This is a genomic window from Shewanella sp. MBTL60-112-B2, assembly GCF_019655055.1.
In the GTDB taxonomy this organism is placed as follows: domain Bacteria; phylum Pseudomonadota; class Gammaproteobacteria; order Enterobacterales; family Shewanellaceae; genus Shewanella.
Map to the genome: position 1 here is coordinate 24673 of NZ_BPFA01000020.1, position 21429 is coordinate 46101.

20 protein-coding genes are annotated in these 21429 nt (G+C 42.8%); 9 read left to right on the top strand and 11 right to left on the bottom strand.

Going from position 1 to position 21429, the window contains the following annotated elements; translation table 11 throughout:
* Positions 1-89: 89 nt before the first annotated feature.
* Positions 90-2996, bottom strand: coding sequence for a TonB-dependent receptor domain-containing protein (locus K5Q73_RS13190; RefSeq protein ID WP_220763618.1), 2907 nt, complete (start codon positions 2994-2996; stop codon positions 90-92).
* Positions 2997-3672: 676 nt separating this feature from the next.
* Between K5Q73_RS13190 and K5Q73_RS13195 the strand changes: the two genes are divergently transcribed.
* Entirely contained in the window at positions 3673-4590 is a 918-nt protein-coding gene (locus tag K5Q73_RS13195; protein ID WP_220763620.1) for a 4'-phosphopantetheinyl transferase superfamily protein, read from the top strand.
* A 143-nt stretch (positions 4591-4733) separates the two neighbouring features.
* Here K5Q73_RS13195 and K5Q73_RS13200 read toward each other — a convergent pair whose 3' ends face one another.
* Complete coding sequence (locus tag K5Q73_RS13200; RefSeq protein WP_220763637.1) at positions 4734-6719, bottom strand: alkyl/aryl-sulfatase; 1986 nt, start codon at positions 6717-6719, stop codon at positions 4734-4736.
* Between the two features lie 237 nt (positions 6720-6956).
* On the opposite strand from K5Q73_RS13200, the gene K5Q73_RS13205 reads away from it, so the two are divergent.
* The gene (locus K5Q73_RS13205; RefSeq protein WP_220763639.1) at positions 6957-7865 is read left to right on the top strand and encodes a LysR family transcriptional regulator; all 909 of its coding nucleotides are present in this window, start codon (positions 6957-6959) and stop codon (positions 7863-7865) included.
* A 65-nt stretch (positions 7866-7930) separates the two neighbouring features.
* On the opposite strand, the gene queF is transcribed toward K5Q73_RS13205, so the two are convergent.
* Positions 7931-8788 carry an NADPH-dependent 7-cyano-7-deazaguanine reductase QueF gene (gene queF, locus K5Q73_RS13210; protein ID WP_220763648.1) on the bottom strand — a complete coding sequence of 286 codons (858 nt, stop codon included), beginning with the start codon at positions 8786-8788 and terminating at the stop codon, positions 7931-7933.
* Between the two features lie 58 nt (positions 8789-8846).
* Between queF and syd the strand changes: the two genes are divergently transcribed.
* Positions 8847-9488, top strand: coding sequence for a SecY-interacting protein (gene syd / locus K5Q73_RS13215; RefSeq protein ID WP_220763650.1), 642 nt, complete (start codon positions 8847-8849; stop codon positions 9486-9488).
* A 69-nt stretch (positions 9489-9557) separates the two neighbouring features.
* On the opposite strand, the gene K5Q73_RS13220 is transcribed toward syd, so the two are convergent.
* Together K5Q73_RS13220 and K5Q73_RS13225 are read right to left on the bottom strand one after the other, a co-directional pair.
* On the bottom strand, positions 9558-10331 hold the full coding sequence (locus tag K5Q73_RS13220) for a Zn-ribbon-containing protein (RefSeq protein WP_220763653.1): 774 nt from the start codon (positions 10329-10331) through the stop codon (positions 9558-9560).
* Positions 10331-10684, bottom strand: a complete 354-nt coding sequence (locus K5Q73_RS13225) for a hypothetical protein (protein WP_220763655.1) — start codon at positions 10682-10684, stop codon at positions 10331-10333. The genes K5Q73_RS13220 and K5Q73_RS13225 overlap by 1 nt, the downstream gene beginning before the upstream one ends.
* Positions 10685-10790: 106 nt before the next feature.
* Between K5Q73_RS13225 and K5Q73_RS13230 the strand changes: the two genes are divergently transcribed.
* On the top strand, positions 10791-11216 hold the full coding sequence (locus tag K5Q73_RS13230) for a DUF3192 domain-containing protein (protein ID WP_374706851.1): 426 nt from the start codon (positions 10791-10793) through the stop codon (positions 11214-11216).
* 6 nt (positions 11217-11222) lie between these two features.
* On the opposite strand, the gene K5Q73_RS13235 is transcribed toward K5Q73_RS13230, so the two are convergent.
* The gene (locus tag K5Q73_RS13235; RefSeq protein WP_220763657.1) at positions 11223-11453 is read right to left on the bottom strand and encodes a DUF2789 domain-containing protein; all 231 of its coding nucleotides are present in this window, start codon (positions 11451-11453) and stop codon (positions 11223-11225) included.
* A 183-nt stretch (positions 11454-11636) separates the two neighbouring features.
* Between K5Q73_RS13235 and K5Q73_RS13240 the strand changes: the two genes are divergently transcribed.
* Together K5Q73_RS13240 and K5Q73_RS13245 are read left to right on the top strand one after the other, a co-directional pair.
* Positions 11637-12275: a GNAT family N-acetyltransferase gene (locus tag K5Q73_RS13240; RefSeq protein ID WP_220763664.1), complete on the top strand. Its 639-nt coding sequence runs from the start codon at positions 11637-11639 to the stop codon at positions 12273-12275.
* Positions 12268-12567 carry a DUF962 domain-containing protein gene (locus tag K5Q73_RS13245; protein ID WP_220763666.1) on the top strand — a complete coding sequence of 100 codons (300 nt, stop codon included), beginning with the start codon at positions 12268-12270 and terminating at the stop codon, positions 12565-12567. The genes K5Q73_RS13240 and K5Q73_RS13245 overlap by 8 nt, the downstream gene beginning before the upstream one ends.
* Before the next feature lie 1174 nt (positions 12568-13741).
* On the opposite strand, the gene K5Q73_RS13250 is transcribed toward K5Q73_RS13245, so the two are convergent.
* Both K5Q73_RS13250 and K5Q73_RS13255 read right to left on the bottom strand, forming a co-directional pair.
* A complete protein-coding gene (locus tag K5Q73_RS13250; RefSeq protein WP_220763669.1) occupies positions 13742-14140 on the bottom strand; it encodes a DUF3301 domain-containing protein in 399 nt (132 codons plus the stop codon).
* Positions 14137-15150: a DUF3549 family protein gene (locus K5Q73_RS13255; RefSeq protein WP_220763671.1), complete on the bottom strand. Its 1014-nt coding sequence runs from the start codon at positions 15148-15150 to the stop codon at positions 14137-14139. The genes K5Q73_RS13250 and K5Q73_RS13255 overlap by 4 nt, the downstream gene beginning before the upstream one ends.
* A 121-nt stretch (positions 15151-15271) precedes the next feature.
* Here K5Q73_RS13255 and K5Q73_RS13260 point away from each other — a divergent pair, with 121 nt between their 5' ends.
* From K5Q73_RS13260 to K5Q73_RS13270, 3 genes are all read left to right on the top strand, one after another.
* Positions 15272-15592, top strand: coding sequence for a YqcC family protein (locus K5Q73_RS13260; protein ID WP_220763673.1), 321 nt, complete (start codon positions 15272-15274; stop codon positions 15590-15592).
* 23 nt (positions 15593-15615) lie between these two features.
* Complete coding sequence (gene truC / locus K5Q73_RS13265; RefSeq protein WP_220763675.1) at positions 15616-16470, top strand: tRNA pseudouridine(65) synthase TruC; 855 nt, start codon at positions 15616-15618, stop codon at positions 16468-16470.
* 363 nt (positions 16471-16833) lie between these two features.
* A complete protein-coding gene (locus K5Q73_RS13270; RefSeq protein WP_220763677.1) occupies positions 16834-17298 on the top strand; it encodes a flavodoxin in 465 nt (154 codons plus the stop codon).
* Positions 17299-17383: 85 nt separating this feature from the next.
* Here the strand turns inward: K5Q73_RS13270 and K5Q73_RS13275 are convergent, their stop codons facing one another.
* The 3 genes from K5Q73_RS13275 to glnD form a co-directional block, all read right to left on the bottom strand.
* Positions 17384-17728, bottom strand: coding sequence for a DUF3718 domain-containing protein (locus tag K5Q73_RS13275; RefSeq protein ID WP_220763679.1), 345 nt, complete (start codon positions 17726-17728; stop codon positions 17384-17386).
* 208 nt (positions 17729-17936) lie between these two features.
* Positions 17937-18761, bottom strand: a complete 825-nt coding sequence (dapD, locus tag K5Q73_RS13280) for a 2,3,4,5-tetrahydropyridine-2,6-dicarboxylate N-succinyltransferase (protein ID WP_220763681.1) — start codon at positions 18759-18761, stop codon at positions 17937-17939.
* A 31-nt stretch (positions 18762-18792) separates the two neighbouring features.
* The gene (glnD, locus tag K5Q73_RS13285; protein ID WP_220763683.1) at positions 18793-21348 is read right to left on the bottom strand and encodes a bifunctional uridylyltransferase/uridylyl-removing protein GlnD; all 2556 of its coding nucleotides are present in this window, start codon (positions 21346-21348) and stop codon (positions 18793-18795) included.
* Positions 21349-21429 lie beyond the last annotated feature (81 nt).

Here is a 21429-nt window from a genome sequence, read left to right on the forward strand (position 1 = left end):
GCTGGCTATTGTAAAAATTGAGGTCTGTAGATAAAAAAATGCAACCTCCTAAGGAGATTGCATTTTTTATTGCATTACTATTTTATAATTTACATAGCCACCTTGATACCTAGGAACGCGCGGCGACCAACTAGGTCATACAGTGCGTCATTTGTATATCCTGGTGGAAGTGCGTCAAACACATTACGTACACCAGCATTAATCATAAAGTTCTCTGTGATGTAGTATGTCGCGCTCAAGTCATGCGTTGTCATTGAGCCGATGTGACCTGGTGATAGATCCTCTGGTGAACCACCGTTTTCAGATACATCGTAAGTCACTACGCTATCAATATAACGCGTGTTCCAGCTAACACTTAGATCATCTAGACGGTAATCGATGCCTAGGCGGAACTGCAGCTCTGGATCGCCGACTTCGCCTTTTTCATCGTTAATCTCATCAGGACGATTTTGGAATTCAAGACGTTCTAGTTCAAGTAATTGGTTTCCTAATAGGTTGAAGCGTAGTTCACCTGGCGCGTTGAAAGACTCAAGATCTAATGAGTATGCTGCTTGAAATTCAATACCTTTGGTATTCAATGCCGCGGCATTTAGATATCCAGAGCGAACAAGTTCGATATCATAGGTCGTTGGGTTACGATCAACTTGATTACAGAAGTCTGTGTCAGGTCCGCCAGTTGAGTCAACACAGTTATCAGCCACAGTTTGGGTGGCTACTGACAAAATGGCATCTTCAATTTGAATATCATAGTAATCAACAGTGAATGATAGATTGTCAGCAAATGTTGGTGTCCAAACAAGGCCGCCTGTAAAGGATGTTGATGTTTCAGGTTTTAGATCTGGATTACCACCAGAGATAGTGTCGACACTGACGTTATCGTTAGCTTGGAACCCAGGTGGGATCCCTAGTGCCGCACAGTTTGATACGCGATCTGGATCGTCATTAATGTTGTCTGCATCACATGGATCAGATACTCGACCAAAACCTGGTGAACGAGGGCTAAAGGCTTCTGCAATGTTTGGTGCTCGTACTGCTTCACCAACCGTACCACGTAGAGCAAGTTGTTCTAATGGTGAGTAGAACATGCCTACTTTCCATGCTTCAGTCTTACCTGCATGTGAGTAATCAGCATTACGGTATGCACCGTCAAAGCTTAACTCATGTGCAAAAGGTAATTCTTTTAGTACTGGAACGTTCACCTCAACAAAATATTCAGTTACATCATATTCACCATATGAGTCAGGTGTCGCTGCACTGGTTAAGAAACCTGCTTTAGTAAATTCATCGGTCGTTGAACCAGACGTTTCTTCACGGTATTCAAAACCTACAACCATAGCGATCGCACCACCTTGAAGCTCAAATAACTCTTCAGAGTCGGTACCGAGAGTACCACCAATCACTTGTTGAGTTATTTTATCTTCACGAGTCACATCGGCAGAAACCCAGTCGCGGGCTTCAGCTGACGCTTGACCCATACCAAATGGGTTATAAGCAACACAGTCGCTACCATTTACAGATGCAGGGTCGGTATAGTCATCGCCTTGAGCGCTTGCTACCTGTGAGCGACATGCCGCTAGGCCTGTATCTGGGTCAATAACAGAGTCAACAGCTGCTACAAAGTTATCTGGGATTAGATCATTTAGTGTTTTACGACGGTTATTGGTTTCGCCATAAACATAGTAAAGGTCGTAATCAAACATGGTTTCGCTGATATCGAAACCACCTTTAAAACCACCAACATAACGGAATAGTTCACGACGGTTTTCTGCTGAGCGGTTACCTAATTCATCGAAGAACTTCGCAAAAGAGGCATTGGTTTGGCCTGCATCGAGCATCTGCTGGCGTAAATCGTCATTTAAAAAGGCGTTATCTTCAACATTGATATTAATGTTGCCAAAACGGAACGAAGGCTGGAACTGTTGCTGAATATCTGATTTTACATATCTAAAGTCAGTATAGAATTGAATGTTATCGGTAAAATCGAAGTTAAATGATGAGCCTACGTTAATTCTATCTACTGCAGGGATATAGTTTTCGTAAGCTTCCGTGTTGAAACATGTGTCACAACCATCAGGGAATGAACCAAATGCAAAGCTGTTAGTCCCGTCACGTTCTTGTTGTGCAATAGGGTTGCCGTTACTGTCAAAGGTTGAGCGACCAATTCCACCACCAAACGCATTGATAACACCGGTAGCATTAATCATTTCAGAATAAACTCGTGGTACACGTAGTCTATCTGGAATGCCATCATCCTCACCACCATCGGCTTCGTTTTTAATTGTTCCCCAAGCGTCGAATTGACGAATATCGGTAGCCATGACTTCTTTTGTACGCTCATAACCTGCGTAGAAAGTCACATTACCACGGCCATCTGCAACGTTTGCACCACCAAGAACATCAAATGAATGCTCTTTTGTACCAACACTTTCAGTCGAACCGCTAGTACGTGCGTTAAACTCAAAACCTTCAAAGTCTTCTTTAAGGATAACGTTGATAACACCCGATACAGCGTCTGAACCATAAATTGCTGAAGCACCACCGGTTACAATTTCAACGCGCGAAATCATGCTAGTTGGGATAGTTGATAAATCAACCTGAGCAGAGCCCGGTTGGCCGGCAACGTAGCGCTTACCGTTGACTAATACTAAGGTTCTGTTAGCACCTAGACGACGCAAGTCAGCAGAGCTAACACCTGCGCTTGAGTTGCTATTGTTATTTCCAATAATGGTATTTGTTGCGCCGATAGCAGGTAACTCAGATAGGATGCTACCTAAATCTTGATTACCAAATTTTGCTAGCTCTTCAGCTGAAAGGCTGACGACTGGAGCTGGTTGAGTTAGTTCTGCTTTAGCGATTCGCGATCCTGTTACTGCGACTCTTTCTATTTGTTCTTCAGCAGCAGTTTCTTCTGCAAATACAGGCATAGCCAGTGATGCGGTCAAACCTACTGACATAGCCAGTTTTACTGAGCGTGCGAGTTTAGAATTCGAAAACATATTATTCCCTTAAAATAAAACGTTGATACAAATTGCAACAGCAGACTAACCCGCTATGACTTGGGTGTGATACGTAAGTTGTATTTTTGTTAACTTATGGGTATATCTTTTCAAGTTGATAACAGTTGTAAGGGCTGCAAATCTCTAGATGTGTAGTTTATGTTGCTAGGTGGTTGTTTTTTGGTGGTGGATTGCGCTGCAAGTGGTTTTGCTGGTAAATTCGTTTAGATTGAATTATGTATACATTATTATGTATTACATTATTTATTATGTTGATTTTTAAGGTTTTTATTTTGTCTTTGCTTGTGTTGTATTTTAAGTCACGCGGGCTTTGGAGGAACAATTTTAGATTTGTAACTTTTAATTTACGCAGTGAATTATCTTTTTACTTGTTTAGCTGTTGGCAAATAGCATTAATGGTGTTTATGGCCGGGAAATAACAGACAATTGCACCTAGATAGCAGATATTATTTGTCTGATTTTCTATGAGTATAAAAGAAAATAACTTAATACTGTGAATACTCAGACTTGGGCAAGTCGTAAAAGTTCAAATAAACAAAAGCCCATGTAGAACACAAGCCTGCAGGTTGCTAATCGTGCTGTCAGTAGGACTATTTATTTATAGCTAAACAAGCCACAATAGTGCATCCACTCACGCTTTGAATTTGAGAGCCTCTTGCTAGAACGTCCACAGATCACTTTATATTTTTGCCACTTGATTGAGGCCGAACTGACTGAAGCAACAAAAGCTATTCTCCAGTCATGGTTACCGCAAGATGAAACCGATAAGGTTAATCGCTACATAAAGCAAAGTGCAAAAGAACAAGGCTTGCTCGTTAGAGGCTTCCTGCGTGCACTATTATCAAAACAAGTTTCACATCTGTTATCGCAACAGGCTAATTTACAGCCCGATGAATGGCGCTTCAAATACGGTGAGAAGGGAAAGCCTAGATTAAGCGATGAGCAGTTTTTGCAAACGGGTCTTCACTTTAATTTGAGCCATAGTGGTGATTGGTTAGTCGTTGGGATCTGTGAGCTGCAAGGTTTAGCTGCGCACTCGTTAGAGTTTGGGGTAGATATTGAGCGTTGCCGCAGCAGCACCAATATTCATTCGATTCTTAGTCATTACTTCTCAGAGCCTGAACAGGCCGCTCTTTTAGCTCTGCCACAAGAGTTGCAACGGGCACGGTTCTTTGATTTATGGGCGCTTAAAGAATCTTATATTAAAGCAAAGGGCTCAGGTTTGGCTCTATCACTCAAATCATTCGCCTTTGATTTTTCTTCTTTAATTGAAACGTCCATCGAACTTGATGTGACCCAAAGCCTTAATTATACAGCGGCAAGTAAAGGTAGATCCGATATTCAGCAGCTTCCTTGTAAACACAATATCGGTCTTTCGCTACAACAAGCGAGTGATGATAAACAAGCTGGAAATGATCCGCTGCCACAATTAATGCGGCCTGCTAAGGATTGGCATTGCTGGCTTGGGGATCTGGATGACAGTTATCGTTTTGCGGTAAGTGTTGGTCAGTGTCAGCAAGCAAGTATCAAAGCTAAGCTGATAAACCTGCCGAGTTTGTTAGCAAGCTTATAGCCTTTCACTATAGAGCAGCAAAGTAATAGTTTAAGCTCTCGTTAAAGTGCGCGTTAAAGAACGGGTTAATACCGTCATCTTCAGCAGCAGTATAAATGAGGCGCTAATGCGCCTCATTTTTGTTTACTGAGATTTAGCGTTAGCTAGTTGACTGGAGTTGGGACAATCTCAAAGTCTGGCTCAAACTCGACCATGCTATCGGCAATTTTACTAAAGGCCGTTTTATCTCCTGTGAGCTTGGCATCGCCGCTTGCTAGCAGCTCTTTTAAGGTTACCTGTCCGAGTAGAATGCGGTTGACATCAGCTTTGTTGACTATAAGGTTCGCATCTGCCTGTTGCTCTTTATCGACCACAGCATTGCTTAAGTTACCGTTACTCAGCTCTATGTAGAGGATGTCTTTAGTATCAGGCGTAATGACGTTCATCTTCACTAAGCCGTGCTTAGCTGCTAGTTGGCTGTCAATTTTAACCGCTAGGAAGTCAAACAGTGTTGGCATATCCATTTCACTGATAACATCTGCAGATGCTGTTTTGGGCGCGCCCGCTTGAATACCCACTCTGAGCTCTTGTGCACCAGTCAGATAGATGTTTCTCCAGCCAGCACCTTCAGATTGGTAGCCAAGCTGCTCATAAGTGTCTGCTAGTAATTGACGCGCTTCATCATTTTCTGGTTCGGCCATTACTACCTTGTTTAATGCTGTCGCTACAAAGCGATATTCACCCTGTGCGTAGTCATTCTTAGCGCGTTTAACCGCTGCATCGGCACCGCCCATGTATTCCACAAACTTGGCAGATTCAAGCTTGGTAGGCAGCGGATTAAGGTTGGCAGGGTTCATATCAAAGTAACCTAAGTACTTGTTGTACACCGCCTTGGCGTTATGGCTATATGTGCCGTGGTAACCGTTGGTGTGCCATGTCTTATAGATAGACTCTGGGATGGTATCTTGAATAGCATCGCCAATATCTTGAATGCCTACGCCATCATTTGCCAGCCTCAAGGTCTGGTTGTGCACTAAGCCATAGTTGTCACGTTGGAGACGTAGGAACTCATTGATTTCTTGGTTGCCCCAAACCGGCGCCGAGTGCGAGGCAAACAGCACTTCTGCATCTTGGCCGAAGGCATTAATCATCTCATTTATGTCTTTCGACCATTTCAGCGCATCACGTACTTTGGCGCCGCGCAAAGTGTAGATATTATGCATGCCTTGGTAAGTCAGCTCTCCTGTCCAAAGTGCCTTTTTAGAGGGAATATAGGTGATCATTTCAGATTCAGCTTCTGTACCCGAAGCATCCATAAACACCATTTCTAGACCATCAATCGTTAGAGTTTCCCACTTACCTTCACCATTTAAGGTGTAGTCAGGAGCAACGTAGGTAATTTCACCTTTTGATAAGCCTTTGCCTAACGCGGCATCGACAATACCGTGGTCATGCTTACCCAGTGTTGCACCATATTGATAAGCGGCGCGGCGGCTCATGGCGTTACCGGCAAGCACGTTCTCATCAACAATCTCTTTGGTGATGTTATCTGAGCCGTAGACTTTGACGTTAGGAAACATCTCTTGAATACCCCGAGAGCCGCCAAAATGATCGGCGTGGCTATGGGAGTAAATCATAGCTACAACGGGCAAGTCGCCATCTTGCGGCAGATTTTTTAATGCAAATTGAAGTGATGCTTTAGCCGCTTCCTTGGTTAATAGCACATCGTAAGCTATCCAACCATTGTCACTGCGGATAAGCGTTAGATTAGATAAGTCGGTACCGCGCACTTGGTAAATACCGTCGCTGACTTTATACAAGCCATTAGGCACCATATTGAGCTGAGCTTGACGATAGAGTGAAGGATTCACCGAGTCAGGTGTCTTATCGCTGATAAAGGCAAACTCGGCCCTTAAAATATCGGCTGTGGCTTTATCAAACTTGGCAACGAGGTTCTTGGAAGATTGCTCGAATGCGCGGGTATCGGCAAAATTAAGGGTGTCCGCTACGGCCTGATTGTGAGCAATCGTGTGCTCGGTGGCATCTTTACCTTGGTAATGGACCGTGATGTGATCATGTTCATGCTGGGCCGCTAGTGTATTGAATGAAAAAAGCGACATGATTGAGATAGCGATTAGAGTCTGTTTCATAATGTACCCTCGTAAGATTAAATCGGTTCAAAGCCTTATGTCTCAATATTGCAATTAGTGCTTAGCTCACTAGTGAGACATCTACTTAATTGAAGCCAGTATAGGTAACTTGAACTGATTAATAATTAAGGCTAACTTAGTTCTTATTATTTATATTATGAATATTTAAGCGGGCGGACCAAAAGATAGGGCTAATGAGTAGAGTCGTCTGTTTTGCTAATAGGAGTAGTTGGGTTTATGTCACAGCAAAAAGCATTTGATCTTAATTTATTTAGGGTCTTTACCGCCGTTTACCGAACCTCTTCATTTAGCCGAGCAGCAGAAGAGCTCGACTTAACCCAGTCATCGGTAAGCAATGCGGTTGCCAGATTAAAGACTGTCGTTGGGCAGGAGTTATTTATTCGAGTGGGCAGGGGAGTTAAGCCCACGGCGAGTGCAATGGATCTTTATCAACAACTTGCACCCGCTATGTCAACGATAGAGCAAGTGGCCACGAGTTTTGAAGCATTCGACGCGGCCTCGAGTGAGCGTACTTTTTATGTGTATGCCAGTGAGTCAGCAATACAACTTCTACAAGGCCAAGTTGAGCAAGTGCTGCAAGGGTTAGCAATCAATATTGTATTTCGTGAGCCGCCGTTAATAGAAGAAGAGTTGCAGATGGACCTGCAATTGGAGAAAGTCGATTTAGCCTTGGATATTTGGTTGCCTGAGTCGACTTCATTTAAAAGTCAAAAGGTGATGCAGGATAAATTAGTGTGTGTGGCTAGAAATGCTCACCCGAGGATCCAGGGTGTGTTAACTCAAGAGCAATACTTTAATGAAAAGCATATTATTTTTAAAATGCGCCGATACAACCTAAGTGTTGCCGACCTGCTCACTAAGCAGGTTTTACCCGCGAGGCAGATGCACAGTGAACAATCGTCGATCCTAAGCATGATGTCAGTCGCTGCCAAAAGTGATGCTTTAGCTATTGCGTCTAAATCTTACACCGATGAATATGCTGAGTTGTTTGGACTACAGGTGTTTGAGCTGCCTTTTGCGGCTGAGCCAATTGAATATTATATGGTTTGGAGCCAAAAGCTTGAACAAAACCCTGCCAATATCTGGTTAAGAGATTTACTTAATCAAGCGATAGCGAAACGCTAAAAAGTGAGTTAAAGATGCAGATAAACGAAAAAGACCTGTAATTGGTTACAGGTCTTTTTTTGGAGTTATTGTCTCGCTAGACGTTGATTCTCTGCCGGGTTCTCAAAGTCGCTACGATAAGGGTTGATATCTAAGCCGCCACGACGGGTATAACGTGCGTAAACTGTGAGTTTTGCACATTGGCAGAAACGTTTAAGGTCAACGAAAATACGCTCAACACATTGCTCGTGAAACTCATTGTGTTGTCTAAATGAGATTAAATATCTCAGTAGCTTTTCACGGTCAATCTTAGGCCCTTGATAGCGGATCATCACAGTGCCCCAATCTGGCTGCGAGGTAATTAAGCAGTTTGATTTAAGCAGGTTTGATGTCAGAGTTTCGGCAACAATTGCTTTGTTATCGACGCTATCAACTAAATAGTCAGGGTTGAAACTATAATCATCGACTTCAATGTCTAAATCATCAATGCAAGTGCCTGGCATTTCAACTACGCGTAGGTGGTGAAACTGCTTAGGTTCGATAACTTTTACTGTGACTTCACCTTCTGCACACAGGCTTAGATCTTGAGTTAAGCGCTCTTGTACATCGAGTAGGCTATCAAATCGAGTCTGGTTATAGCTATTTAAGTACAGCTTGAAAGACTTAGATTCGATGAGGTTTTTACTGTCAAAACTTAGGCTAAACTCGGCGATGGCAACCATAGGCTTGCCCTTGGCATTTAGCCAAGAGAGCTCATAGCCTGTCCAGATATCGCAGCCATGAAATGGTAGATCTTGAGTAAGGCCAATTGCATCACGGTTTAACTTACGCGGTACGCCTTGAAGTAAAGATGCATCATACTGCTCTTGATAACCTGTCGACTTTCCTAATGTTAACTCTGAAAGTTCGGGTGCGTTACTATAGGGATCATGATGTTGTGTCATCAATACGGTTTCCATGTCAAAATAGACCCCCATTATAACTGATTTGGAACTGTCTTCAGTGTCTTCTTTACCCGCTTTAGATCTTTTTTTATCTAAATATCAACAAGCCTACATAGATCAACTGGGTGAACGCCCTCGATATTATGCCCAAGAGCAAGAGTCTGACTGCATTGTAGGTGAGATGGACAGTGACGGTGCCGTATTTTGGCAAGGGGTTGTACGCCAACCACTAGGTCAATTCGATAATGTTGAAACAGCGCTTGAGTTGAGTTTGCAAGCGGATATAAATGCATTTTATGGTCGTCATTTTTCAGCGCCACTGTTTTTTGAATCACAATGGGGCAGTGGTGAGCTTATTCAGGTGTGGAATCAAACCGACTTTGAATACCTGCAACAGAACATCATCGGTCATTTAATGATGAAGAAGAAGCTGAAGCAGCAAGCGACTTGGTTTATTGGTGTGCTAGACGATGAAGACAAGATGCTAACGGTAAATAATGCCGACGGTAGTGTCTGGGTTGAGATCCCTGGCGAGGTTCAAAGCACTAAGCTTGCTGAGTCATTGGATGAATTTATTAGCTTACTTACACCTAGAGTCACGCCGCCAGTGAAGCCGATAGAGGAGTCAATGCCAGAGCTAGACCATCCCGGTATTTGGCAGCGTATGAAGCTGATGTGGAATAATTTACGCGGCAAGTAATCGCTAGATAGACTTGATAACAAAAATGGCTCAATACAGATTGAGCCATTTTTTTTAGGTTAGCGATTATTATAAGTGATCCCATGAGATATTAGACACGATACGGCAAGTGTCGCAGCGAAAATGGAACATATCTAACAAAGGTTCGTCGAGTAACCACTCTTTACTGCCACACTTTGGGCAAGGGCGCTGCTTTTCTACAGCCAGACTTTCGCCGCCTACACGATACAAATAGTAATAAGTCGGAATGTTAGTTAAATATTCGACTCTTCCACGTAAATCCCAGCCGCGCCTAAACAGATCGCTCTGATGGCTAGTTAACTCCTCCAATGCTGCAAATTCTGCTTTTGTCGCCGCAGCCATCTGAAGTTCATCACAGGCTTGCCATTCCGTTTGCCAGCGGATCATACGTTTATGATCGCCATTGGCTGTTGCCGGAATTTGATACAGTGGAATAGGCTGCAATGTGTCACCGTTTCGCAGTGGTGAGCACATATGAACGTAGCTAGTATAAAGTAGTTGCCAGCTTGGAGTGTCTTGGCTCGAGACCTCAGAGTTAATGTCTTGGCCGATATATTTTTCTCGTGGTGCGAGTAATTTTGCTTCGGTTAATTCTTCTAGTGCACTATTTACCCATGGGCTATTGAAGCGCTTTGATAAGCTGCTTTTTTCAGGCGTTAACATACGCGCTTTAAACTCACCTTCATTAAAGGCGACGGCGAATTCGCGTCCTAACACTTGGCCATTAGCGCGATAGGCTTCAAGTAGGCCGTTTATCGCTTTTTCAGCTGCGCTGATGGTCGTGTCATCAAAGCATTCAAATCTTAACTCAACCACATGCATCAGTTGTCGTATCCTTTAGTCTCTACCAATCGACTTTCTAATTGGCTAAATTGTGTTTTTAGTAAACTGAATTCGAGTCTTAGCTCTGCAAGCTCCTGTTCGAGCTTTTCGATTTTTTGAGTTTGTCCTAATGCTATTTTTTCTGGCTCACTGTCCACTTCAGTTATTGAAAGCTGCGCAGAAAGCGCTGCTATATCTTCTGCGTTCATGGATTTAAATTGCTGTAACCCTTGGATTAAGACCCGCATTGGAATACTCGTACCGAGCTTTGTTTTAATGAGTGCGAGTGTCGGAGCTCTGCCTTCATCACTGATCCTTTTGGCAGCTGCAAGCACTTGGTCTAATGGACTCATGGTTAGTCAAATTCCTTACTCATTTAGTATGTTCATTACTTTAATCGTTAAAAAAGCCAGTCTAAAAACCAATAAACCCAAGTAAAACAGTGGGTTGAAACTTGGTATGTTAATTGCTTTTAACATAAAACTAAAAACAATATTAATACAGGACGTTAAAGTGAAAAATAAATTATTAGGTTTAGCATTTTTTGGGATTGCAAGCTTAGGGCTAACAGGCTGCGTGGTCAATGTTGGTGATGGAGAATCTGATTGGGATAACAATGGATCGTGGGAAAAGGTTCAAGATAGCAACCGTAAAAACCTGTCAAAGGTTGCTTTAGGTATGTCGAAAGCTCAAGTGACAACCTTGATGGGGACCGCTGATTTTAACGAAGCATATATTCAACAAGATAAAGAAGTTTATGTACTTTTCTATCGTACGCAACGTACCCATAGCGACGGTAAAACCACAAAAGATGAATGCACACCTGTCGTCATTAGTAATAATGCCGTAGTTGGCTGGGGCGAAATGGCTTACAGCAAGATCTAGAAAAGATTATTTTCTCAGCAAGGTGTCCAAGTGATCGATTACTTCCGACCATTGGGCATCTTGTGCTAGTGATTCAATTAAGAAATGCTTTTGAGCTGTATTCCAAAATGGTGCCTCATATAGCTTCACCGAATCAGGAAGGTGATGATCGTTAATAAACTTCTCTATTGCTGCCTCATCGTTTTCAAGCCCTAGCTGCAAAAACAAGTTGGTAAAGTTTTCTGTAGTCATATCCATCTTCATTCCTGCAAGTTTTGTTGCTTTCAGTAAGTATGGTCGAAATAGCAGAATTGGCTGCAATATTCTCGACTGCTTGTATCTGTAAAATTATCGGCATTAGTACTTTTAGTTGATTATTAATTGCACTTTCTCAACAGCTTGATACATTGGGTGAGTGTGATCTAGATCAAGGAACTTGCAATGGAAAATCAAGCCATGGAAGAATGCCGCGCTGTATATTTAACTGCAGAAGATTTACGTATTGCGGCCTCCATTCTTTATAACGCCTACCACGATGACCCTTTCTTTATTGAAACCCTTTTTACCGGTGACCAAGCACAGTATGAACAAAAACTGCGTGGTGCAATCAGAGAAGAGCTGAATGAACTGTGGCAACAGGAGCAAGCGCTGATAGGTATGTTTGACGGGGAGCGATTGGTAGGAGTGGCTTGTATTGTGACTCAACAAGTTCCTTTAGGTGAAGCTCGTTATTGGCATTGGCGGTTAAAAATGCTTTTGAGTACAGGTTGGCAATCAACCCAAGCCCTGATTAATAAAGAAAACCAAATAATAGAAAACTTGCCCAGTAAGCAGTGCGGTATTTTGCAATTTATCGCGATAGCCAATAATGAGCAAGGTAAGGGCTATGGCGGTCTGCTGGTGAATGCGGTACTGAGTTGGTGCGATGAACAACCTCACCTTGATGGTGTAGGAGTGTTTGCCAATCACTCCGCTCATATTAAGTTATTTACACAGCATGGTTTCGAAATGATAGAGCCTATTAGTATAGGTAAAGTGCGCGGGGAGCTACTGTTCTATAGGGGGCTGGTAAATGAATAAGCGTTATTCCTCTTTTACAGAGTTCTATCCGTTTTACTTGTCACAACATCAAGATAAAACATGCCGAGCGCTTCATTACATAGGCAGTAGTTTGGTGATCCTAACGTTCATTTATAGTGTGGTGAGTGCGCAATGGGCCATGCTGTTGCTATTACCAGTTATAGGTTATGGCTTTGCATGGGTTGGGCATTTTGTATTTGAAAAAAATAGACCGGCGACCTTTGAGTACCCTTTATATAGCTTTATGGCTGATTGGCTAATGCTGTATAGAGCGCTAAGTCACAGAAAGTAATCATATATTCGTTTTGGGATAGTTTTTATGTGCGAGATCTCTCACCTTATTGTGGGAGATAAGTTAGCCAAGGTGGAGGTTAAAGTCAGGGGAGAATATAAAAAGCAGTTATATCAGCGACTTAACTGTTTGCTTTTGTGTTGCTATTTGGTTGCAATATTGTTCTTTCGCTGTGTTGGCAGAAAAAAACTATGGTTATGAGTAAACTTATCATCAGAAAGAGACGAGTACTAAGGATAGTATTTAACTCTTTCTCGTTGTTTAGTAGAAAGTTCGATTATTTTTACCTAAAGGTATGCTGATAAAGCTTTTTTAGTTGAAAATAATGGTTTTGCAGGATGCAAGAAGGACAACCTCAGGAAGAGGAATTTAGCTTAGGATAAGCTAATGAAAGGAATCAGTACGTAAGTACAAGGATATAAATGGATTTACAAGGAAGATGCAGGAAGCAAGTTAACCAAGGATGATGCAGGGAATGCACATTAATAGCGGGAAAGCTAAAATAAAGTAGTGCTAGGGCGTACCGAAAGGTACGCCCTTTCTTTCTTTGTTTAGTGTTTAGTCCTTAGTGAGGACTATTAGGCGGTTTGCTGTGAGATATCTCTTACAAGTTCGTGAGAAATTAGTCCTAAATATGGCTGTTTGTACTTAAGTTTTAAACATAAATTGATTAAATACAGTTGTTTAGGGTATATGGAAATACTAGTGGTTTATAACAGTCATGTTAAATAAATGTTTAACCGCTTTATTTGGTTAGTTTTTGGAATTAATATTTAGATGTGCAAGGAAGCATGTTATCTCAAAGATTAAGGATGATCTGGTGTTAAGGAATGACACCTAAAGGATGCGACCAAGGAGCGGCTAAACACTCCAGGAAGGAAGGTTTACTACCTAGGAAGGTAGAATGCTAAGGATAGTACTTGAATGGACTCTCAAGGATGACCATTGGACACGCTCAGGATAGAGCAAGCTTGGTAAATGGAATACCGAGAAAAATGGACATGTACCCTAAGGTACAAGGATGAGAAAGATTCATGGACGATGCAGGAGCAAGGTTACGCATGGATGGTGCAGGGAGCACTCATATAGCAGGATGAGCTTACACAAAAATAGAAAAGGCACGTCTCCTCTGGGGCCGTGCCTTTACTTCATTTAGGGCTTGAGTTGCGAAGGTTTATTTACAACGACCTGAATTACAACCACCTCGAGAGCGTCCACCACCACAACCACCACCTAGTGAACCCTTAGCTTCTGGTGCTTCACTCCACTCAGGCTCAGGGAAGATTGGCCATTGTATTTTTTGTATCTTCTTACCGTGCATCCATAAATTGCCACGATACTGGTTGATACCATCGGTGCTAAATTCGAATAGGTATTTGACTTTCCAGGTCAATCCGCTGCTGCCGCCAAGGCTAGGCTTTGCGGACTCTTGCGCGATCGCAAGCAGTTGAACTTTTTGCTTTTGGCACTCTTTATTAGTAAAAACTCTGCTTATTTCAGCCATTTGCCTTAATTGCCAAAAAAAAGCAGCAACCATTACTACTGCGGCAATAATCAAAAAATCTGTCATCATCCTTTCGTTACCTTGAACAAACCGCCAATTGCAGTTGCAAGCTCTGAGCTACGATTTGGGTTGCGTAGTTGAGCGAGTAGCTGCGTGCGAATTAATGGAATAGCCACAATATCAGCAAAAATCTGGTTAAAGAAGTGTTGTTGCTGTTTTGCTAAGGCTTCTAAGTAGATAGTGAGAGTTTGCTCATCTTTTAATGCCGACCAGTTTCGCGCGGCGATGGTAATAAGCATCTCGGCAGATAATGCGTTTGCGACATTTAAGCTAGCAATAGCTTGCTGGCTTAGTGTCGGGTGAGATGCTAAAGCACGCAGGAAATAGGCCTTATCGTTTTCTTCTGCACTATCTAACTTATTGAATACTTTTAGCGCGAGCGTTTCATCAATATTTAAGTGTTCTAAGCATTGGCACACCGCGACTTGAACCTCTGTAGCCCAATTATCAAAACCCTGTGTCAGCTGAGCCAGATGATCCAGTTCGTTGGCTCTGACGCATACATCTGCAATACCTTGTAAGCCGATATTTTGCCACTGCTCAGATGGATACTGTCCAGATATGTATTGATAAGCAAACTCATATTGTGGGGATGCTTTTTGTGCTAGTTGCTTACGGACTAAGGCGTTAAATACTGCCAGCTTTTCTTGGCTAGGTTTAAAATTAAATGGGTGGTTAGCCAACTGTTCTTGCTGCTGCTCGGTTAATGGCTGAGTAGGATCTCGTCCCAGAGCTTCGACTATCATTTTGATGAATTGCGTTCGTGGTGCAGGAGACAATAATCCACGCTCATCGAGAGGCAGTTTAATAAACCATATATAGTGCTGCTGGCTGGCATCCCAAAACACAATGGCAAATTGCGCGTGCCCTTGGATTGGCGAAGGGTAGGGGCAATGTAGTTCTTCTATCTGATGAAATGCCATCATATCGATATGTTGTACTCGACGGCCCATGTCATAAACTTGGAATTGAGTATTAGCCGTTTTTAAAAAATCATTGAGGGTCGTTATTTGAGTCATATCGTTATCGAGTGTAGGTTAATTAGCGCATATTATAGGGATAAGTGTGTCTAGATGGTATCATCTCGCGCTAATTTTCCAGTGTTGAAAAGATTAAATTGATGACAGTGAGAGGGGCTAATTGATTACTTTAATTGTAAGGGAGAAGCTATTAGCTTTAGAAACAGAGTTAGCCAAGCACAGCTTATTGAGTACAGCTGTGCCAACAGAGCAAGCATTGGCGAGCACCGCTCCTTTTGCATGCGACGTTATGCCATTTGAGCAATGGTTACAGTTTATATTCTTACCGAAAATGCATTACTTGATAGATAATCAAATACCGCTTCCTACAGCGATATCGATAGCGCCAATGGCAGAACATGTGTGGGCCGCTAACATTGAGTATAAGCGAATCATTCAATTGCTCACAGAGCTTGATGCACTGCTGACTCAAGCACCATAACGGTATTACAAGAGATACGTACAATGAGTGATAACACTAAAAAGACTCCCCAAAGCGAACAACTTGATGAAAGCTTGCTTGAACAAGACTTAAGTCAAGATGCAGAGCAAGAGATAGCACCGCACATCGAAGTGCTATTTGAAGATGATGATATTGTTGTGATCCACAAGCCTGCAGGCTTGTTAGTACATCGCAGCTATCTGGCGAGACGTGAGCGTTTTTTTGCTATGCAACTGACCCGGGATCTTGTTGGCTGCCATGTATTCCCTGTACACAGACTAGATAGACCTACGTCAGGTATTTTACTGTTTGCTAAAAGTAGTGAAATGGCGAATGTCCTATGCGAGCAGTTTGCTGCTCATACCGTTGAGAAAGAATATTTAGCGATTGTTCGTGGCAATATGCATGAGGCTGCAACGCTAGACTATGCCCTCAAAGAGGAACTCGATGAGCTAGGGGATAAAGATGTTGATCCTAATAAGGCTGCGCAAGATGCAGTAACTAGCTATCAGCCTTTATTAAATAGTGAGATCCCATTTTCATCTGGTCGTTATGCAACGAGTCGTTTCGCCTTGGTACAGCTTTCTCCACACACTGGCCGTAAACATCAATTAAGACGTCATATGGCCCATTTACGTCACCCTATTCTTGGTGATACAACTCATGGTGACGGTAAACAGAATAAGTTCTTCCGTAGCCACTTTGGCATTAATCGATTGTGGTTAATCGCGAAGAAGCTGAGTTTTAACCATCCGAGAAGCGGTGAGCGCATGAGTGTTGAAACTGAGCTGGAGGCGGAGTGGTTAACCTTATTTGAAGGTCTAGGTTGGCATGAGGAGACACTATCTGTGGATCCCCTGCCGATTATCATAGCTTGATACCTTAGAGGCAATCGATAATCGGCATTGCGTTTAGCGTTGTTAGCTACAAAAGATTGATTTAGCTCTATGCTTTATCTCTCTATTGATTCTAGGTTTTTTGTTGAGTTTTCTCTTTGCTTGAGTCGAGTTCAAGGTTACTAATCGGACTCATACTTAATTTGAAGCACTGAACCGTATGGAAGTAGCACATCCTGCGAACGTGGGCACTACGTTGAAGATGTTTTCGGTGTCTTTGTCTGCAAGAGTGTCTCATTGAGGTGGATCCTTGTTAGCATTCACTTCTTGATTGCGACAACGCTTGCCGCGACGTTTATCAGTATGGTAAGGATATAACTAAATGGCTTTTAGGCGAAGTAAAACATGAAAAAAGTGAATCTAGTTTTTGGAACAGTTTACGGCGGTGCTCAGTATGTCGCAGAAACATTGCAAGGTGCATTACTCGAATTAGGTCGAGAAGTAAATCTGTATCAACCTGAACAGCTTATGGGCTTTGTGCCACCAGAGAATGAATTATTATTGCTAGTATGTTCCACAACTGGGCAGGGTGATATTCCCGATGATATTCAACCTTGGTTTAATGAGATGAAGTCGAAGGCACCATACTTACCCAACCTTAGATTTGGCTTAATTGCGCTGGGTGACTCAAGCTATGAGACATACTGCGGAGCGGGTGAACAGTTCTTAAGTTTATTTGAAGAACTCGGGGCTAAACCACTTGGTGAATTTTTAAAAATTGACGCGGGTGAAACAATGGAACCAGAAGTAGAGGCATTAGATTGGCTACCTCATTGGAATAAGCTTATTGATACTGAGCTTGCAGCTTAAAACATTAATGATTGAAATTTAATCTTGTTATCATGAGCTGACAATAAAAGAGGTTTAAGCCTCTTTTATTGTTTATATCAAAACCTTATTCATAGTTGACGGCGTAAATCTCTGCATCGTATTCAGTCATTGCGATATCTTTAATGGTTACTGTTCCTTGGTTGTATGGGGCAATTCTCTTAGCCGTTTTGTCGGCTCCAGCACTGACAGCGAAGTTATAAAAACTTTCACCATTACACACTAAGCGCGGAAAAACTCTACGCTTATTGATGCGGTTTTCTTTCATAGTTCTGTTGAATTGGAAAACACTATTACTTGCTCCAGCCTTACAAACGGCGATAAGTGTGTTTTCTAATTGAGGTGACATAGCTGCCGAAGCGCCAAATGACATTGCTAGCGCGGCTCCTGCTAAAACGTACGTTTTAATCATGTCTTGCTCCTTCACTCTCATTGGGGTTCACATTTGAGTAAAGCTTAATGTCCTATATTCACCTCATTAACTGTGAAAGAGTTGTATCAAAATGTTGAGAATGGCACAGAGTGTGTCTATAGGTGTCAAAGTGTGTCAATTGTGAAAGAATAAGAAAAAACCCGCCATAGGCGGGTTTTTTCGTTTTATAGCGATAAGCTATAAGGGCTTAATCTACGATACGTAATAGCTCGTTGATCCCCACTTTACCTCGAGTCTTCTCATCAACTTTCTTAACGATGATGGCAGCATATAGGCTGTAAGTGCCACACTTCGAAGGTAGGTTACCAGCAACAACCACCGAACCAGCAGGAACACGGCCGTAATGAACTTCACCAGTTTCACGGTCGAAAATACGCGTGCTTTGGCCGATGTATACGCCCATTGAAATCACGCTACCTTCTTCAACGATAACGCCCTCAACAATTTCAGAACGCGCACCAATGAAGCAGTTGTCTTCAATAATGGTTGGGCCTGCTTGTAATGGCTCTAAAACACCACCGATACCGACACCACCAGACAAGTGAACATTCTTACCAATTTGTGCACAAGAGCCTACGGTAGCCCATGTATCAACCATAGAGCCTTCATCAACATAAGCACCTAGGTTAACATAAGATGGCATTAGAACTGTGTTCTTACCAATAAATGAGCCCTTGCGAACCGCAGCTGGTGGTACAACACGAATAGCTTCTTTACGGAAACGAGCTTCGTCATAATCGGCAAATTTCATTGGCACTTTGTCGAAGTATTTGGTTTCTGCGCCATCGATTACTTGGTTATCGAAAATGCGGAAAGAAAGCAAAACCGCTTTCTTTAACCATTGATGCACGTGCCACTCACCATCAATCTTTTCAGCAACTCTGGCTTCGCCAGTGTCTAGCATTGCAATGGCTTTCTCAACATCAGCGCGAACACTCGGTTCAACAGTTGCTGGTGTGATCTCTGCGCGCGCTTCAAAAGCCGCCTCAATACGTTGGCGTAAAGCCTCCATTTACTTCTCCCAATATTTTGTTTTAAAAAATCTATAAAGCACTGATCAGTGCTTCACGTAATTTAGCTTGTTGCATAGCGTCGAGTTGTTGTCCGTCAGCGCTTTGCAATAAAAAGAAATCTTCTGCACGTTCACCAATAGTGGTGATCTTTGCAGCAAGCAGGGTAATTTCGCAGCGATATAGTATTTCACCGACTCTTGCGAGTAATCCTGGTGAGTCGAGTGCGATGAGTTCCATCATACTTTTACCATGGCTTCGGGTTGTAGGGAAACTCACTTGGGTTGCAACTTTAAAAGGTTTCATCTTTCTTGATAGATTTCTAAACTTTGGCAACTTAGGTGTTTCATTACTTAAGGCTTTTATTAACGTCTTTTTGATCCCTTGGATCCGAGAAAGCTGCGATACAGGCTCGCCATCTTGTTCCAAAATAACAAAAGAGTCTAGCGCGTAGTTGTCTTTGGAAGTCATGATACTCGCGTCATGAACGGTAATATTTTTATTGTCTAATATTGCCATCACGGTGGCAAATAACTTGGGTTTGTCTTTACCGTAAACAAACAGCTCGGTACCACCGCGTGTCACATGTTTAGAGATGAGAACTAAGGTTTCATCTTGTTTATGCTTGATGATGGCTTCTGCGTGCCAAGCAATTTGATTAGGTTGGCTACGCAGAAAGTAATCGGCTTTAAAACGTTGCCACAGCGCATCCAAATCTTTTTCTTTGATGCCGCGGCGCAGTAATTCTTTCTTCGCTTTAGCTTGATGTTCACGTACTCGGGCACGAATATCGACGGGCTTTTCTTTGCCTCGGGAAAGAACGCGCTGGGTTGAAAAATAGAGATCACGCAGTAGTGAGCCTTTCCAGCTGTTCCAAGTTTTCTCATTGGTGGCACAGATATCAGCCACTGTTAGGCAATACAGGTAACTTAAATGCACTGCATCGCGTACACGTTCAGCGAAATCAGCAACCACATCAGGGTCTGAAATATCGCGGCGCTGGGCAGTAACAGACATAACGAGATGATTTTCAACTAGCCAACTGACTAGGCGTCCATCATGATCATTCATGCCATGTAGCTTACAAAAATCTAAAGCATCGGTAGCGCCAAGTTTACTATGATCGCCACCTCGACCCTTGGCGATATCGTGAAAAATTGCAGCTAACACCAATAAGCCCTTTTTAGGTAACTGGTTTATTAGTACTGAACCAAGAGGGAACTCCTCTTTTTGTTCGGGCTGAGAAAAACTCTCGATATTGAGTAGTAATCTATGGGTATGTTCGTCAACGGTATAAGCATGGAATAGGTCAAATTGCATTTGACCTTCGATGGCCCGCCAAGCAGGGAGATACGCCGACAGTACGCCGTGTTTATGCATCAATGAAAGAGCCACTATGCCTCGTGGGTGACGCAGGATCTGCATAAACAGTTGACGGCAGGATTCATGATACATAAGAGCTTGAGGCTGTGCGCGCCTGGCTCGACGCAAGCTGCGTAGCGTTGCAGCATAAATGGATTTGATATTAGAGTTCTTAGCGACCCATAAAAACAGTTTTAGGATATTTTCTGGGCTATCGAATAGATCGTAGCTCAAGCTCTCAATAAATTTGCCCCGACGCTGAAACTGTTCATCAATTGGCACCACTTCTAAGGCTTTGATATGGCCTAGCGTTGCTCGCTTGAACAGCTGAAGTAGCATCTGATTGAGCTCCATTACACGCCTAACGGTGCGGTAGTAGTTCTTCATCATTTGCTCGACAGCTAATTGGGTATTGTCTTCGTAACCCATCAACTTAGCAACTTGAGGTTGCAGGTCGAATAATAAACGGTTTTCGTCACGCCCAGATATAAGGTGTAATGAACATCGCAATTGCCATAAAAAGTCTTGCGCTTCGAGTAATTCATCAAGCTCAATAGGTTCTAAAAACCCATGAAATACGAGTTCTTCAAACTTTTCAGCATTGAAGTGGCGCATGGCTACCCAAGCGACGGTTTGAATGTCTCTAAGTCCACCTGGACAGCTTTTTAGATTTGGCTCTAAGTCAAACGCATTAGCACGGCTATGACGGGCGGCCTGCTCATCGCGTTTAGCGACATAAAAATCACTACTTGGCCAAAAGTCATCTTGGCGAATATTGCGATAAAGCAGAGTAAAGAGGGCCTGAGGACCACATAAAAGGCGTGACTCGAGTAGGTTGGTCGCAACGGTAATGTCAGCCCGTCCTTGCTCTAATGTCTCTTCGATACTGCGAACGCTATGGCCAACTTCGAGTCCGGCATCCCAAATAAAGGCGATGAATGCACTTAATGCCTGTTCGGCGTCATATGATAACTCGCCTTCGGTTAAAAAGAGCAGGTCTACATCGGATTGAGGGTGTAATGCTCCACGGCCATAGCCGCCCACAGCAATGAGAGCTATGGGGTATTGTTGTAGATTGTGTGCACTCCATTGCTGCTGAAGTAACTTATCGACATGCTGACAGCGAGTACTCACGATCGAGCGAATATCTGATTTCGCGTTAAAGCTTTCCAGTATCGTTTGGTTTAAGTCGATTAAAGCGTTTTTGGCAGATTGTGCACTATTCATCAAATCTCTTCTTCGAGAACGGATCCGTTGACAACGATTATCTATGCAAAAACCACGAATTTAAAGGGCTTTATGGTGATT